Here is a 15,339-nt window from a genome sequence, read left to right on the forward strand (position 1 = left end):
AGAGCTTTCTTCAGGAGGACCAGTGACGGCGACGGTAGCCCGCGATAATCAGGTGGCCGCCCGCGCGAACGACGTGTGGAAGGTGTACGGCAGCGGCGAGGCCCAGGTGATGGCGCTGCGCGGGGTGAGCGTGGAGTTCGAGCGGAGCCGCTTCACCGCGATCATGGGCCCCTCCGGCTCCGGCAAGTCGACGCTCATGCACTGCCTCGCCGGCCTCGACTCGGTGACCCGGGGCCAGATCTCGATCGGCGACACGACGGTGACCGGGTTGGGCGACGCGGGACTCACCCGGCTGCGCCGCGACAAGGTGGGCTTCATCTTCCAGCAGTTCAACCTGCTGCCGACGCTGTCGGCCCGGGAGAACATCCTGCTGCCGCTGGCGATCGCCGGCCGCAAACCCGACCCGGCCTGGTTCGACACGGTGATCGACACCGTCGGGCTGCGCGACCGGCTCGGCCACCGTCCGGCGCAGCTCTCGGGCGGCCAGCAGCAGCGGGTGGCGTGCGCCCGCGCGCTCGTCGCGCGCCCCGAGGTGATCTTCGCCGACGAACCGACCGGCAACCTGGACTCCCGCGCCGGCGCCGAGGTCCTCAACTTCCTGCGCAACTCCGTCAAGGAGCACGACCAGACCATCGTCATGGTCACCCACGATCCCGCCGCCGCCTCCTACGCCGACCGCGTCGTGTTCCTCGCCGACGGCCAGGTCGTGACCGAGTTGACCGGGCCGACACCGGAGACCGTGCTGGACACGATGAAGCGGCTCGACGTGCTGGCCGAGGCGGACGTCTGATGCTGCGCGCCACACTCAAGAGTCTGCTCGCCCGGAAGCTGCGGCTGGTCCTGTCCGGGCTGGCCGTCGTGCTGGGCGTGATGTTCGTGTCCGGCGCGTTCGTGCTCACCGACACGCTTGGCCGCTCCTTCGACGCGGTGTTCAGCACCGCGTACTCAGAGGTCGACGTCGCGGTGAGCGCCAAGCCGAAGGTCGCGGTGAGCGAGTTCGAGGGAGAGCAGGTCGCGGCGAACTTCCCGGCGTCCACGGTGGACAAGATCCGTTCGGTGCCGGGGGTGGCCACGGCCACCGGGGTGATCTCCGCCGACGGCGCGCGGGTGATCGGTACGAACGGCAAGGTGGTGACGTCGTTCGGCCCGCCGCAGCTCGGCGGCAACTGGACCGGCGACGACGAGCTGGTCGAGCTGCGCTCCGGGCGCGGGCCGACCCGCGACGACGAGATCGCGGTGAACGCCACGGTCGCGGAGGCCGCGAAGATCAAGGTCGGGGACCGGGTCGGCGTGCTGACGCTGGCGCCCAAGCGGGAATTCACCCTGGTCGGCGTGTTCGGCTACAGCGGCGGTCGGGACAGCCTCGGCGGCGTGCAGGAGGTGATGTTCACCGAGCCCGTCGCCCAGCAGCTGATGCTCGGCGAGAAGGGCGTCTACAACAGCGTCGTCGTGCGCTCCGCCGACGGCGTGGCGGCCACCGCGCTGCGCGACGACATCGCCCGCGCCCTCGGCGACCAGTACGTGGTCAAGACCGGCGAGCAGCTCTCCGACGAGGCCTCCGCGGGGTTGAAGGAAGGGCTCGCGTTCTTCAACAACATCCTGCTCGGCTTCGCCGGCGTGGCGCTGTTCGTCGGCATCTTCCTGATCCTCAACACGTTCTCGATCATCGTGGCGCAGCGGACCCGCGAGCTCGCCCTGATGCGGGCCGTCGGCGGCAGCCGCCGGCAGATCATCGGCGCGGTGCTGGTCGAGGCGGTCGTCATCGGCCTGATCGCGGCGCTGCTCGGGCTCGGCGCCGGCGTCGGCGTCGGGGCGCTGCTGGCGTACGTCTTCGGGCAGTTCGGTGGCGGGCTGGAGCTCGCGCCGATCGGCGTGCCGGTCGCCGCGGTGGTCAGCGCGTTCGTGGTCGGCGTGCTCGTCACGGTCGTCGCCGCGACGCTGCCGGCGTTGCGGGCGTCCCGGATCCCGCCGATCGCGGCGATGCAGGACGTGGCAACCCCGGACCGGCCGTTGACCCGGCTCACGGTCGCGGGCGCCGCGGTGGCGGCGGTGGGCGGGGCGCTGCTCGCGCTCGGCCTGTCCGGCAACGCCGGCGACAACACCCTCTGGACGATCCTCGGCGGCGTGCTGGTGTCGTTCGTCGGGGTGGCGCTCCTGACCCCGCTGATCAGCAAGCCGGTCGTCGCGCTGCTCGGCCGGATCTTCTCCTGGTCGGTTCCGGGAAAGCTGGGCCGGCTCAACTCCGGCCGCAACCCGCGCCGCACCGCGATCACGGCCGCCGCACTGATGGTCGGCATCGCGCTGGTCACCGGCGTGACCGTCATCCTCAACTCGGCCAAGAGCAGCCTGACCGCGCTGGCCGAGGAGACGATCCAGGCCGAACTGGTGATCTCCGGGGCCCAGACCGGGCCGCGGCTGCCGAGCTTCGACCCGGCCGTGCTGGACAGGGCCGCGGCGCTGCCCGGCGTCCGGGTCGTCGCCGGCCTCTACGGCGACATGGCGATGGTGGGCGGGGAGCGCACCTACGTCACCGCGACCAGCGACGTGTCGGCGCTACGCGGCATCTACAAGGCGACCCCGACCAGCGGCAGCATCGACCGGATCGGGCCGCGGCAGTTGCTGGTGGACGCGAAGACGGCGCGTGAACGCGGGGTCGCGGTCGGATCCACGCTGCTGGTGCAGCTGACCCGCGGCGAGCAGCAGACGTACACGGTCACCGGGATCTACGCCGAGTCGGACCTGTTCGGCGGGTTCGTGGTGCCGGTGGAGGCGGCCCGCGATTTCGCGGTCCCGCAGCCGAACCTCGGCTACCTGCAGCTCGATCCGGGCACCCCCGTCGACCGGGTTCTGCCGCAGGTGGAGGCGCTGCTCGCCGACAGCCCGGAGGTGTCGGTCGCCGACCGCGCCTCGTTCATCGAGCAGCAGACCGGCCAGTTCGACCAGCTGCTGTTGATGATCCAGGTGCTGCTGGCGCTGGCGATCCTGATCGCCGTGCTCGGCATCGTCAACACCCTGGCGCTGTCGGTGCTGGAGCGCACCCGCGAGCTGGGGCTGCTGCGGGCGATCGGGCTCGGCCGCGGGGCGACGATGTGGATGGTCACCGTCGAGGCCGTCGTGATCTCGGTCTTCGGCGCGCTGCTCGGGGTGGCCGTCGGCACCGGGCTCGGCGCGGCCGTGGTCCGGGCGCTGCGCGACCAGGGCATCACGAACCTGGTGCTGCCCTGGTCGCAGGCGGCGGTCTTCCTCGTGCTGGCGGCGCTGGTCGGGGGCATCGCCGCCGTCCTGCCGGCGATCCGCGCGGCGCGGCTCAACGTGCTGGGCGCCATCGCGCACGAGTAGCCGGCGCACCCGCGGGGCGGGGCGGGGATGCCACCCCGCCCCGCAGCACCCCGCGGACCGCGCGGTCAGGACTCGGTGATCACACCGATCGCGGCGGGCGCGTCGCGGGACGCCAGCAGGGACGCGAGCAGCTCCAGGTCCGCGGTGGCCAGCGTCGTCATCAGGTGTACGCCGTCGGTCTCGGTCAGCGACACCTCGCACGGCACGGCGAGCACCGCGGCGCCGGCCGCGAGCGCGCTCGCCACCCCCGTCGGGGAGTCCTCGATCGCGACACACCGCTCGATCGGCACCGACAGCAGGCGCGCGGCCGTCAGGTACGGGGCGGGGTCGGGCTTCGTCGCCGTCACCTCGTCGCCGCAGACCACGACGTCGAAGCTGTCCCGGCCGAGCGTGTCGAGGGCCACCTCGACCAGCGCCCGGGCGGTGGAGGTGACCAGCGCGGTGGGGATGGCGGCGGCGCGCACCGCGTGCAGCAGCGCCATCGCGCCCGGCCGCCACTGCAGGCCGGTCACGAAGAGCTCCGCGACGCGCCGCTCCAGGAAGGCGATGCCGGCGGCGGGGTCGCGCCACGGCTGGCCGAGATCGTCGTGCAGGATCCGCATCGATGTGGCCATGCTCGACCCCACCATCGACCGCCGCGCCGACGGCGACAGCGTCCCGCCGTAGCTGGCCGCGAGCTCGTCCATCGCGATGTCCCAGAGCCGCTCGCTGTCGACCAGCGTGCCGTCCATGTCGAACAGCACGGCGGCGACCGGATGCGTGGTCACGGGTTCTCCCTCGGCCGGTGGATCTACCGCCGACCAGTGTCGCCCACCCGCCGCCGCGCCCGCCCGGGCCGCGCCCCGCTCGTGGCGGGCATCACCGGGCCGACGGGGGCCCACGCGGGCGGCCCGCCGCGCAGGAGGCTATCCCTGCGCCCGGCGCGTCCCCTCCTTCTTCTCCGCCCGCCTCCGCTGGCGCGGCGTGAGTTCGGGGCGGCCGGTCTGTTTGCGGTAGTTCGCCAGGCGCGTGTCGCTGTTGATCGGCATGCTCACTCACCTCCGCGAGAGTGTCCGACTGCCACGGTGCACCGCGTGGGGGTGATCGGGCCTCGCCCGGCCGGGGTGAGGGCGGTCAGCGACGACCGCGTCGTACGCCGACCTCCACACCCACCGGGGTGATGACCTCCCAGTACTCCTTCGGCAGCTGGGACACCACGTCCTCGAACTCGGTGCCAGTGATGGCCTGGCGCACGGTGGCGAGCACGGCGCGGACGGCGGCGCTGCCCTGCGCCGTGTTGACGCCCGCGCGATCGCTCACCCGCCGGATGAACTGTCCCAGCCCGAACGGCTCCGGGAACTCCTGCTCCTTGCGCAGGTAGTCCCGCAGCTCCGGCGGGAGCTGGGCGGCCACCTCGCGTGCCTGTCCGCCGCTGATCCGATCCGCGAGCGTCTCGAGCGTGGCCCGGGTCAACGCGTGCGCCTGTTCCGGCGGCACCCCGGCACGGCGCCCGGCCGCGGCAACGAACTCCGCACAGTTCACCTCGGACCCCCTCTCGACGCCGCCCGCCGCCGACTACCCGGCGGTTGGTCGATCAAACGGCGCCGGGGCGGCCCGGCGGCGCTACGGGATCGACGGGTCAGGAGTGTCCGTCGCGGTAGGCGGGGTGGGCGCGGCCGGGACGGTCGGCGCGGGGACGGAGACCGGGGGCACGCCCGGCGCGGGGGTCGACGGCGCGGGCGTGCTGGGCGCCGGCATGGTCGGCGCGGGCACGGTGGACGCGGACACGGTGGACGCGGGCCGCACGGAGCCGGACGGCTTTGCGGAGGCCGGCGCGGGCTTCGTCGGGGCCGGCGTGGGGGCGGACCGGGCCGACGAGGGCACCGGGGCGGGTCGGGGGGCGACGGGCGCAGCGGCGGTGACCGGCGCGGTCGTCCGAAGCGGCGCGCCGTTGTCCGGGGTGACGATCGCGCCGACGGCGGCGGAAGCGGCCGGCGACGGGGTCGCGGTGGCGGTGAGCGCGGCCGGGGTGGTCGGCGCGGACGACGGCACCGGCTGACGGTCGACGCCCCGGGAAGCCCGGTCCCCGACGCGGGCCGACGCCGGCGCCGCGGTCCCGGCGACGGGCTCGTCGCCCCGGGTCAGGGCGAGGCCCAGGCCGGCGGCGGAGACGACGACCGCGCCGATGACGGCGGTGGTCTTGACACGGCGGGCGATGGGGACGGGCGCACGGTGGGCGGCGGGCACGAGGGGCTCCCTGGGGTGGCGGCGGTGATACGTGGGGGAACGCACCAGCTCAAGACCCTGCCGAACGGCGTTCGCGGGGGCAATCCCGCGGGAGTGGAGGTGCTCCGTGTCACGTCCAATCAGTGATTTTCCGTCGATAGCGGCATGAGACGGATAAGCCGGAATCTGCACGGCCGCCCCGGACTGTCCGGGTGCGCCGGACACGGCGCGTCCCGCCGCACGACGATGGATCATCTGCTAGATAGGTAAGTTGTGAATACGGACGGCAGTCGTTACCGGATCCGCGCCGGGCAACCCGGGGACGTCGCGGAGCTGGCCGCCATCAACGCGGCCGTGCACCTGCAGGCCCAGACGGGCGGAAAGCCGCATCCCGGCATCGCGGCGTGGACGCGCGACCTGTTCGCCGGCCACCCCACCGTCACGCCGGCGGATTTCCTGGTCGCCGAGGACGTCGTCACGGGGCGGCCGGTGGCGAGCCTGGTCGCGGTCACGCAGCAGTGGCGGCACGGACCGGTCCAGCTCCCGGTCGTCCAGGTCGAACTCGTCGGCACCGACCCGGCGCACCGCGGTCAGCGACTCACCGACCGGCTGTTCGAGGCGCTGCACGAGCGCTGCGACCGAGAGAGCGTCGCGCTGCAGCTGATCGAGGGAATCCCCTACTTCTACCGCCGCTTCGGCTACGAGTACGCGCTGGCCAGCGGCGGTGCTCCGTTCGTCCCCGCGGCGGCGCTGCCGGGCGCGCCGACCGCGGCGGCGCTGCGGGCCCGCCCCGGCACGCCCGCCGACGCCGACGCGCTGGCCGCGGTCGACGCCGCGCTGGCGGATCAGGACGGGCTGCACTGCCCGCGCGACGCCGCGATGTGGCGGTACGAGCTGGGCGACCGGGACCCGGAGAACTTCGTGCGCCGTGGCGTGATCGCGCTGGTCGACCCGGACGACACCGTCGTCGGCTACACCGTGCACGCGGTGCGTCCGAGCGCCGCCGGTGAGCTGGCCGTCTTCGCCGCCGGCTGCGCACGACCGGCGGACTGGGCCGTCGCGGCGCCGGTGCTGCTGGCGCAGCTCGGCGTCGTCGGCCGGCAGACCGCCGAGGTGGCCGGCCGGCCGTTCAGCGGCGTCCGCCCGCTGCTCGACGCCGCGCACCCGCTGAGCCGGTTCGCCCCGGCCGGCGTGCCGCACCGGCCCGGCGCCTGGTACGTACGCACCGGCGACCCGGTCGCGCTGCTGCGGCGGTGGGCGCCGGCGCTGGCGCGTCGATGGCGGACGGCGGCGCTGCGCTGGCCGGACCGGACGTTGCGCGTCGACACGTACGGCCACGGGATGCAGCTCGAGTTCCGCGACGGCGAACTGAGCGCCGTGGCCGCGGCGCCGCGCACCGTCGCCCCCGCCGATGACCCGGCGGTGCACGCCGTGCTGCCGGTGGACGCGCTGCTGCAGCTCGTCCTCGGCCACCGCACGCTGGCCGAGGTGCTGCACGCCTGGCCGGACGCCGTCATCCGGGATCGGACGACAGAGCTCTTCCTGGCGGCGGCGTTCCCGCGTACTCCCCCGATGGTGTGGCCGATCCTCTGACCCGCCCCGCCCGCACGACCGCCGCGACCAGCGGCGCGAACGCCGCGATCAGGGGCGGGAACGCGCCGCACGCCACGCGCGCACGCCGAGAAGGCCGACGGCGGTGCCGATCGCGAGCGACGCGATGATGAGCAACGCGTGCACCCACAGGAACGAGGTCGGCGTCCCCTCGCCGGCCCGGCCCGCCGACCACGCGCGCGGGTCGTTCCAGATCGCGAGCGCGAACCGGGGCCAGATGATCCAGGTCCAGACCCCGACGGCGGTCAGGAACACTGCCCATCCTCGTGACAACACCATGGCAGGCGAGTATGCCAGCCGGCCGATCCACCGGCGTCGGGTCGCCGCCGGTAGTGACACGAATAGACTTCGGTTGCCATCCGGTCGCTGACCTTCCCGCGCCGCCGCGCCGCCCCTAGCGTCGGGCGCATGACTTCCGACTTCCACTCCCCCGTCGCCGACGCGGTCGACGCGCTCGACGACCTCATGGCCCGCGTCGGCGTCGACGGACTGACCGCCGCGCTGGCCCATCCCGTGCTCATGACCGTGGTCACGCAGCACACCGCCGCCGTCCGCGAATCGGTCGACTCCGCCGGCCACCCGGTCGACCCCGATGGGGTCGACTCCGCCGGCCGCCCGGTCGACCTCATCGGACTCGTCACGTACGCGCGGTCGGTCGTCGCCGCGGCGGAGCGCAGCGGCTGCCCGCTTCCGGCGCCGGGCGAGGCCGACCTCTCCTGTTCGGACTGGCTGGGCGCGCCCTGGCCGCTGCTGCGGCTGCTGGGCGTCTGCGCGCTGATCGAGGAGACCACGCTGCCGGCGGCGGCCGCGGCCGCCGTCGGGCGGGCGTCAGCCTGAACGGGACACCGTCGCGGCACGGGCCCCACTTTCGGCCGAACGCCGCCGTCGGGCGCGCGTGACCCTCAGCCGAACCGTGTCGCGGCGCGGGGGGTGATCATCAACGGGGAGCCGCAGGGCCCACCGCGACGTCTGCCCGCGATGCGCCGCCCGCGGCGAGCGCCGCGGTCATCGCCGCCGACTTCACCCGCGTCTCCTCGTATTCGGCCGCCGGGTCCGACAGTGCCACCACCGCCCCGCCGACGCCGAAGCCGGCCCGCCCCTCGGTCACGACCAGCGTGCGGATCACCACACTCAGATCCGTGGCGCCGCTGAGCGAGAACCAGCCGAGCGCCCCCGAGTAGACGCCGCGCGCCGCGCCCTCCAACCGATCGATGATCTCCATGGTGCGGACCTTCGGCGCGCCGGTCATCGAGCCGGGCGGGAACGCCGCCCGCACACAGTCCACCGCGGACACATCCGGGCGCAGCACCCCACGGACCGTGGAGACCAGTTGGTGCACCGAGGCGTACGTCTCGACGTCGAACAGGCGCGGCACCCCCACCGAGCCGATCTCGCAGACCCGGTTCAGGTCGTTGCGGACCAGATCCACGATCATCAGGTTCTCCGCCCGGTCCTTGCGGTGCTCCCCGAGGTCCCGGCGCAGCGCCTCGTCCTGCGCGGGCGTGCCGCCGCGCGGGCGGGTGCCCTTGATCGGGCGGGACTCCGCCACCCCGTTCGCGCCGACGGCGAGAAACCGCTCCGGCGAGGCGCTCAGCACGGCGACGCCGGGGAAGTCGAGCAGCGCCGCGTACGGCATCGGGCTGATCCGGCGCAGCGCGGCGTAGGTGCGCAGCGGGTCCACGGTGGCCGGCGAGGTGAACATGGTGGTGAGGCACACCTCGTACGACTCGCCGTCCCGGATCTCGGCCAGGCACTGCTCGACGCGGGCCAGGTACGCGTCGCGGTCGTGCCGTGGGTGCAGTCCGAGTCGGTCCGGGTCGGTCGCGGTGTGCGCGATCGGCGGCGCCGCCACTGTGGAGGGCGGTGCGGGTAGGCGCCGCACCCGCCGCTCGGTCTCGTCCAGCCACGCCGTCGCGTCGCCGTCGTCCGCGCCGGCGCTCAGGGCGAGCAGGTAGCAGACGCCCTCCCGGTGGTCCAGCGCGAGCATCCGGTCGGCGAAGAGCAGCGCCGCGTCCGGCGTCGGTGCCGGGTGCGCCGCCGCTCCCCCGGTCTCGGCCTTCAGCTCGTACCCGAGGAAACCGACGTAGCCGAGGTTGAAATCGAACGGCAGGCCCGGTGGGGTCGGAACAGCCCGGCAGCCCAGCTGCTCCGACAGGTATTCGAAGAACGGGCGCGTCAGCGTCGTTTCGCCGCGGCGGTCGCGCACGGTCACGGTGCCGTCGGCGACGCGGTAGTGGACGTATTCGGCGAGCGGCCCCTGGCCGTCCCCGAGGAACGAGAACCGGGAGGACCCGTCGCGCACCGCGCTGCTGTCGAGCCAGAAGCGGGGGGCGCCGGACGCGAAGAGCTCGCGGTACGCGGCCTCGGCGTCGGGCAGCAGCGGCAGCCGCCGGACGTGGATACGGTACGCCGCCGCGCGGTCTCGCGGCGGCGCCGCGCCACCCGGCCGCGCGGCGCAGGGGGCGGGGATCGGCGCGGCGCAGGGCGCGGAGATCGGGGCCGCGGAGGGCGGGGCGGTCCCCGGCCGGCGCCGGGCCAGCGCGAGGTCGCGGAAGTTGGCCAGCAGCTCCCGGCCGTACGCGGTGCCGATCGACTCGGGGTGGAACTGGACGCCCCAGACCGGCTCCGTGCGGTGCCGCACCGCCATCACCGTCCCGTCCCCGGTCCAGGCGATCGCCTCCAGCGTCGGGGGCAACGCGGTCACCGCCAACGAGTGGTAGCGCACCACGGGCAGCGGTGAGGGCAGCCCCGCGAACAGGTCCCGCCCGGTGTGGCGCACGGCGGAGCGCCGCCCGTGCACCGGCTCGGGGGCCGGTCCGACGGCCCCGCCGAGCAGATGGCAGATGCCCTGGTGCCCGAGGCAGACGCCGAGCACGGGCAGCCCGAGCTCGGCGATCGCCCGGGCGCTGATCCCGAAGTCGCGCGGTCGGTCGGGGCGGCCGGGGCCCGGCGAGATCACCACGGCGTCGACGTCGGCGGCGCGCACGACGGACCAGTCCGCGTCGTTGCGCAGCACCATCGGGGGCGACCCGTTCACCTCGCCGAGAAGTTGGTAGAGGTTGTAGGTGAACGAGTCGTAGTTGTCGATCAGCAGCGTCCGCATCTGGAAAACCGTGTGCCCTCCCCCGTCGGCGTACCCGCGCTCATCCTGACCGACCCTCGTCCCGCCGGTCGCGACCGGGGGTGGGGACGCCCCCGGCGCGGGATGCGCGAAAGGCCAGCTCGGCGAGCTGGCCTTTCGCGGTACGGGGTGGGGATCAGGCGGAGTAGCCGCGGCTGGACATCCAAGTCGCCATGTTGATCGTGGTGACCCAGTAGGTGCCGTCGCCGCCGATACCGGCCGGGTCCGCGACCTTCACCCTCCGGCCGTCATCGCTGTAACCGACGATCGCCACGTAGTGGCCGCCGGGGTAGCCGCGCCACACGCCGTCGATCGTGGTGACGCCGCCGACGATGTTGGCCACCACCGCGTGGTCCTGGCTGACCGCGTTGACCACGTCGGCCTGCAGCCGGTCCATGTCGGCGGGGGTGGCCGCGCCGCGGATCTCACGGGTCTTGTAGAAGGTCGTGCCGGTCGCCTCGTTCAGCACCCGGGTGACGTCGTTCGCGGAGTCCGTTCCACCGAAGTCGGTGTGCAGCCGGGTCGCGAGCTCGTCCTGGCTGAGCGTCACCCCGCGCGCGGTCAGGGCGATCCGGGTCGCGGCCGGGCCGCACCAGTAGGAGTTCGGCTGCTCCTGGAAGTCGTAGCCGAGCACCCGCTGCGACGGCGGCTTCGGCGCCTCCTTCGCGGGCGTGGCGTCGGGCGCGGGCGTGGCATCCGGACGGTCGGCGCGGTCCGCGCGCTCGGCGCGGTCGGCACGGTCGACACCGAGCGCCATGTCGATGGTGGCGGCCTGCGTGGTGTCGTGGGCGGCGGCGGGGCCGGCATTCTGGTTGAGGGCGATGCTGCCCGCCGCGGCGACGGCGAGGACGGCGGCCGACAGCGCGGCGACCGGGAGGGCACGGCGGCGGGCGGCGTGCCGGAACGGCTTACGGATACGGTGCGAGGTCACTCGGGGCTCCAAAGCTGCACCGACTTGTCAGTCGGCGTCCCAATCGGTAACGGCGAGATGGGGGCCAGCGGTCAACGGGCGACGCGGTCGTCTGGTCGGGCGCCGACGGGTATGCGTCACCGGAGCGGCCCGCGGGTCGGGCTGCTCAGGGCGGCGAAGCGGTCGGTGCTCCCGGGAGGAACGGGGCCGGGGTTTGGCCGGCGCCGGGCCGGGGAAGGTCGTCGGGGCGACCGGACGAGCGTCGGACCGGTGGCGTGGCTAGTGATCCAGCGTCACGAACCCGCTGTGCGGGAGGCGTACCACCGGGAGGCTTAGCACCGGGAGGCGTGGCCCGAGGGAAGCGCACTGCGGGGGGACGGGGGGAATGTGCCGGGGCACATGACGGCGCTGCACTGCTCTGCGTCTCCTTCCGATACCGCCGACCGGGTTAGCTGACGGATTCGGGCGGGAAAGATCGCCCTACCGCGGACCAATGGCCCGCGGATTCACCCCAATTGCAATGGGTCCCCGGCTCGTGCGAGCACGACTAAGCGGGTCCGCGCCCAGCGTCATCGGACGATGACCAACGACCGGGTCGGACGAGGTGACATTACTGGTGGGCCCATTCGCCTGCCAAGCCCCCCTAGCTGCGGCGATTCCCGCTCGGGACGGCCGGCGCAGCGCTGTCGAAAATTGCCGGAACCACCCGATGGGGACCCAACGTCGCAGCGCGTGCGGGTGCGACGGAAACGGCGATCGACAGCGGGAGAGGTGGCATACGGGATTCCGCCACAGGCGAGAAATCTTATCGTCGTCGGTGAATGCATGGCGGGACGGCGATTGCGCGTTCCTCCGCGGAACCGGGCGATGACTCCGGCCATCGATTCGCTCGCGCAGCGGCACGGACCGCCGGGCGGGCGCGTCCGCGTCGAGGTCCGCGCCGGCGCCGGCATAGTGCGGCGCGTCGGGGGAACCCTCCCATCTCAGCCGACCGCGACCGCGCACGTCCGGTGCGCGTTGGGAGGGGAGAACGCGATGCACTTCATGACCGTTGGGGCCGAGAACTCCGCACTGGTCAACCTCTACTACGAGGATCACGGACAGGGCCGTCCCGTGGTGCTCATCCACGGTTATCCACTCAGCGGCGCGGCGTGGGAGAAGCAGGTGCCGGCGCTGCTGTCCGCGGGGTTCCGGACCATCACCTACGACCGGCGGGGCTTCGGCAAATCCAGCCAACCCGCCACCGGGTACGACTACGACACCTTCGCCGCCGACCTCAACACGATCATGACCGAGCTCGACCTGCGGGACGTGGTGCTCGTCGGCCACTCGATGGGCACCGGCGAGATCGCCCGCTACCTCGGCCGGTACGGATCGGGCCGGGTGAGCAAGGCCGTCGTGATCAGCCCACTCCTGCCGCTGTTGGTGAAGACCAACGACAACCCCGACGGCGTCGACAAGAACCTGCTGGAAGGCTTCAAGCAGAAGGCCAAGATGGATCGGTTCGCGTTCCTGACCAGCTTCTTCAATGACTTCTTCAACTACGAGCAGACCAAGGACAAGCAGGTCAGCGACGACGCGTTCCGCGCCAACCGGGACATCGCCCGGGGCGCCTCGCCGATCGGCACGGCCGCCTGCATCGACGCCTGGATGGAGGACTTCCGGGCCGACGTGTCGCGGATGGACGTCCCCGTGTTGATCATCCACGGTGACGCGGACCGCGTCATCCCGTACCCGTCGACCTCGCCGCGGCTGCAGGGGATGCTGCCCAACAGCGAGCTGGTCACGTTGCAGGGCGCGCCGCACGCGATCCCGTGGACGCACGCGGACGACGTCAACAAGGCGATGCTGAGCTTCATCGGGGCGCCGGCAATGGCGGGCGCCCGCTAGCGGGACCGGGACGCCCCCGCCGGCCGGGCCGCGGCGGGCGGCGTCCGCCCCGTCGGCCTCAGCCCGCCGGCAGGAACTGCCGGAGCTGCTCGGTGAGCTGGGCCGGCTGTTCCTCGAAGAGCCAGTGGCCACACTCCTCGATCACCCCACCGGTGACCGTCGTGGCGTACTGCGCGGCCTGCCCGGCGACCCGGTCCCCGAGGCTGGCGCGTCCGCCGAGCGCGAGCACCGGCATCGGCAACTTCGTCGCGCCGTACTCGGCGTTGTCGGCCACGTCCCGCGGCATCGCCCGGAAGTAGGCGAAGCTCGCCCGCAGGTGGGCGGAATCGCGGAGGTGCCGGGCGTACTCGGCGACGTCGGCGGCCCGGATGCCGGTCTTCTGCACCAGCATCGAGTCGGTGAACCGGTCCACCCAGAGCGCCTCCCGGCCCTCCACGATGAACTCGGGGAGGCCGTTCGGCACGCTGAAGAAGCCGAGGTTCCACCAGCCGGGCCCGTTCGGAGTCAGCGACGGCGCCTGATACAGGCTCTGGTCCGGGATCGGCGCCTCGGTGAGCACGAGATGACGCACGTCGCCGGCGTGCGCGGCGGCATAGGCGTACGCGACCATCGCGCCGATGTCGTGGCCGACGAGGCTGACGTCGCGGTCGAGCCCGAGCTGGGTCAGCAGGCCGTGGACGTCGCCGGCGAGCGTCTTCTTGTCGTAGCCCTCGGCGGGCGCGTCGCTGCCACCCGAGCCGCGCAGGTCGGGCGCGATGATCGTGTAGTGCGCGGCGAGCTCCGGCAGCACCTTGCGCCACATGTACCAGGTCTGCGGATAGCCGTGCAGCAGCACCACCGTCCTACCCCGACCGCCGTGGACGTAGTGGAGCGTGACGTCGCCGACCCGCGCCGTCTGCTCGGTGAACCCGCTCGGAACCCGCTCGCCGCCCATCGCCGCTCCCCCGGTGTCGACACGTGGTTCGTCGGCTACCCGACGCCGGTACCCGTACACCTGGCGAGCGCCGCACGCGACGGCGTCGATATCGGGTCCCCGCCGCCCCGCGCGTCCGTAGCGTGGATCGGGTGACCGATCCTCAGCTGACCCGCCGGTTGCTGCTCACCGGGGCCGGCGCGGCCGCGGTCGCGGCCGGCCTGGGCGGGTGTGGCGCGGACGGGCCGAAGCGCACGCCGCAGCTGGCGGGGGAATCGCGACCCGCCACGGCGCGCCCGACGGGGTCGCCGGGGCCGCGCGACGAGGTCGCGTTGCGACGCAAGATCGCGAGCCTGCTGGTGGTCGGCTTCCGCGGCGAGCGGCTCGCCGCCGACGACTGGATCATGAAGGCGGTCCGCGAGGGCCTCGGCGGGGTGATCCTGTTCGACCGCGACCTGCAGACCCGCGAGCGACGCAACATCATCTCGCCGGACCAGGCCCGCGCGCTGGTGACGTCGCTGCGGGACGCCTCGCCCGGTCGGCTCATCGTCTCGATCGATCAGGAGGGCGGCCGGGTCGCGCGGCTCAACCCGGAGAACGGTTTTCCGGCGACGCAGTCGCAGGCCCAGATCGGGGCCACGAACTCGACTCCCCGCACGCGGGCCTGGGCGCAGACCATCGTGCAGGGCCTGACGTCCATCGGGGTGAACCTCAACTACGCGCCGGTGGTCGACATGAACGTGAACCCGGACAGCCCGGCGATCGGCAGGCTCGAACGCGCGTTCTCCGCCGACCCCGACGTCGTCGTGAAGAACGCCACCGAGGAGATCCAGATGCACCCGTCCTCCGGCGTGAAGACGGTGCTCAAGCACTTCCCCGGCTCCGGCAGCGCCACCGGCAACACCGACTTCGCGGTCGTCGACGTCACCCGCACCTGGAACCCGCGCGAGCTCGAACCGTTCCGCAGGCTGATCGCCGACGGGGCGACCGACTCGGTCATGGCCGCCCACCTGCTCAACAAGCAACTCGATCCCCACCGCCCGGCGTCGCTGTCACCGGCGGTCGTGACGGACCTGCTGCGCGGGCAGCTCGGCTGGAAGGGGCCCGTGGTCAGCGACGACATGCAGGCGGTGGCGATCACCAGCCGGTACGGCCGCGACCAGGCGGTCGCGTTGGGCCTCGAGGCCGGCATGGATCTGCTCGTCTTCGCCAACCAGCAGGTGTACGACACGAGGGTCGTGGACCAGACGCTCGACACCGTCGTCGACCTGGTGCGGACCGGCCGCCTCACCGAGGCACGCATCGACGAGTCCGTCGCGCGCGTCGACGCGCTGCGTCCGCCACGCTGAG

General features: G+C 73.3%; 14 protein-coding genes and 1 riboswitch. Of the genes, 7 read left to right on the top strand and 7 right to left on the bottom strand.

Features of this window, described 5'->3' with window-relative positions:
* The first annotated feature begins 22 nt into the window (after positions 1-22).
* Both BLW47_RS14385 and BLW47_RS14390 read left to right on the top strand, forming a co-directional pair.
* A complete protein-coding gene (locus tag BLW47_RS14385; protein ID WP_091556516.1) occupies positions 23-790 on the top strand; it encodes an ABC transporter ATP-binding protein in 768 nt (255 codons plus the stop codon).
* Entirely contained in the window at positions 790-3,339 is a 2,550-nt protein-coding gene (locus BLW47_RS14390; RefSeq protein ID WP_091556517.1) for an ABC transporter permease, read from the top strand. Before BLW47_RS14385 ends, BLW47_RS14390 begins: the two co-directional genes overlap by 1 nt.
* 65 nt (positions 3,340-3,404) lie before the next feature.
* On the opposite strand, the gene BLW47_RS14395 is transcribed toward BLW47_RS14390, so the two are convergent.
* The 3 genes from BLW47_RS14395 to BLW47_RS14400 form a co-directional block, all read right to left on the bottom strand.
* Positions 3,405-4,082: an HAD family hydrolase gene (locus BLW47_RS14395; RefSeq protein WP_091556817.1), complete on the bottom strand. Its 678-nt coding sequence runs from the start codon at positions 4,080-4,082 to the stop codon at positions 3,405-3,407.
* A 162-nt stretch (positions 4,083-4,244) separates the two neighbouring features.
* Positions 4,245-4,367, bottom strand: a complete 123-nt coding sequence (locus tag BLW47_RS25805; RefSeq protein WP_281247266.1) for a hypothetical protein — start codon at positions 4,365-4,367, stop codon at positions 4,245-4,247.
* Between the two features lie 85 nt (positions 4,368-4,452).
* Positions 4,453-4,860 (bottom strand): DUF2267 domain-containing protein, encoded by a 408-nt coding sequence (locus tag BLW47_RS14400; protein WP_091556519.1) that lies wholly within the window; start codon positions 4,858-4,860, stop codon positions 4,453-4,455.
* A gap of 103 nt (positions 4,861-4,963) precedes the next feature.
* Between BLW47_RS14400 and BLW47_RS14405 the strand changes: the two genes are divergently transcribed.
* Together BLW47_RS14405 and BLW47_RS14410 are read left to right on the top strand one after the other, a co-directional pair.
* A complete protein-coding gene (locus BLW47_RS14405; RefSeq protein WP_139307296.1) occupies positions 4,964-5,377 on the top strand; it encodes a hypothetical protein in 414 nt (137 codons plus the stop codon).
* Positions 5,378-5,817: 440 nt separating this feature from the next.
* Positions 5,818-7,137: a GNAT family N-acetyltransferase gene (locus tag BLW47_RS14410; protein ID WP_091556523.1), complete on the top strand. Its 1,320-nt coding sequence runs from the start codon at positions 5,818-5,820 to the stop codon at positions 7,135-7,137.
* A gap of 48 nt (positions 7,138-7,185) precedes the next feature.
* On the opposite strand, the gene BLW47_RS14415 is transcribed toward BLW47_RS14410, so the two are convergent.
* Positions 7,186-7,434: an SCO4848 family membrane protein gene (locus BLW47_RS14415; RefSeq protein ID WP_091556525.1), complete on the bottom strand. Its 249-nt coding sequence runs from the start codon at positions 7,432-7,434 to the stop codon at positions 7,186-7,188.
* A 129-nt stretch (positions 7,435-7,563) separates the two neighbouring features.
* On the opposite strand from BLW47_RS14415, the gene BLW47_RS14420 reads away from it, so the two are divergent.
* Entirely contained in the window at positions 7,564-7,992 is a 429-nt protein-coding gene (locus tag BLW47_RS14420) for a DUF6401 family natural product biosynthesis protein (protein WP_091556527.1), read from the top strand.
* A gap of 100 nt (positions 7,993-8,092) precedes the next feature.
* On the opposite strand, the gene pabB is transcribed toward BLW47_RS14420, so the two are convergent.
* Both pabB and BLW47_RS14430 read right to left on the bottom strand, forming a co-directional pair.
* Positions 8,093-10,258, bottom strand: a complete 2,166-nt coding sequence (pabB, locus tag BLW47_RS14425; RefSeq protein ID WP_091556529.1) for an aminodeoxychorismate synthase component I — start codon at positions 10,256-10,258, stop codon at positions 8,093-8,095.
* Between the two features lie 154 nt (positions 10,259-10,412).
* Positions 10,413-11,207, bottom strand: a complete 795-nt coding sequence (locus tag BLW47_RS14430) for a C39 family peptidase (protein WP_245736635.1) — start codon at positions 11,205-11,207, stop codon at positions 10,413-10,415.
* 401 nt (positions 11,208-11,608) lie between these two features.
* A riboswitch (cyclic di-AMP (ydaO/yuaA leader) is annotated at positions 11,609-11,750 on the bottom strand.
* Between the two features lie 471 nt (positions 11,751-12,221).
* Here BLW47_RS14430 and BLW47_RS14435 point away from each other — a divergent pair.
* Positions 12,222-13,076, top strand: a complete 855-nt coding sequence (locus BLW47_RS14435) for an alpha/beta fold hydrolase (protein WP_091556531.1) — start codon at positions 12,222-12,224, stop codon at positions 13,074-13,076.
* 58 nt (positions 13,077-13,134) lie between these two features.
* Here the strand turns inward: BLW47_RS14435 and BLW47_RS14440 are convergent, their stop codons facing one another.
* A complete protein-coding gene (locus BLW47_RS14440) occupies positions 13,135-14,010 on the bottom strand; it encodes an alpha/beta fold hydrolase (protein WP_091556533.1) in 876 nt (291 codons plus the stop codon).
* A 131-nt stretch (positions 14,011-14,141) separates the two neighbouring features.
* Here BLW47_RS14440 and BLW47_RS14445 point away from each other — a divergent pair, with 131 nt between their 5' ends.
* Positions 14,142-15,338 carry a glycoside hydrolase family 3 protein gene (locus BLW47_RS14445; protein ID WP_245736636.1) on the top strand — a complete coding sequence of 399 codons (1,197 nt, stop codon included), beginning with the start codon at positions 14,142-14,144 and terminating at the stop codon, positions 15,336-15,338.
* Position 15,339: the final 1 nt, after the last annotated feature.

This window comes from Micromonospora pattaloongensis (assembly GCF_900107255.1).
Lineage (GTDB): Bacteria > Actinomycetota > Actinomycetes > Mycobacteriales > Micromonosporaceae > Micromonospora_I > Micromonospora_I pattaloongensis.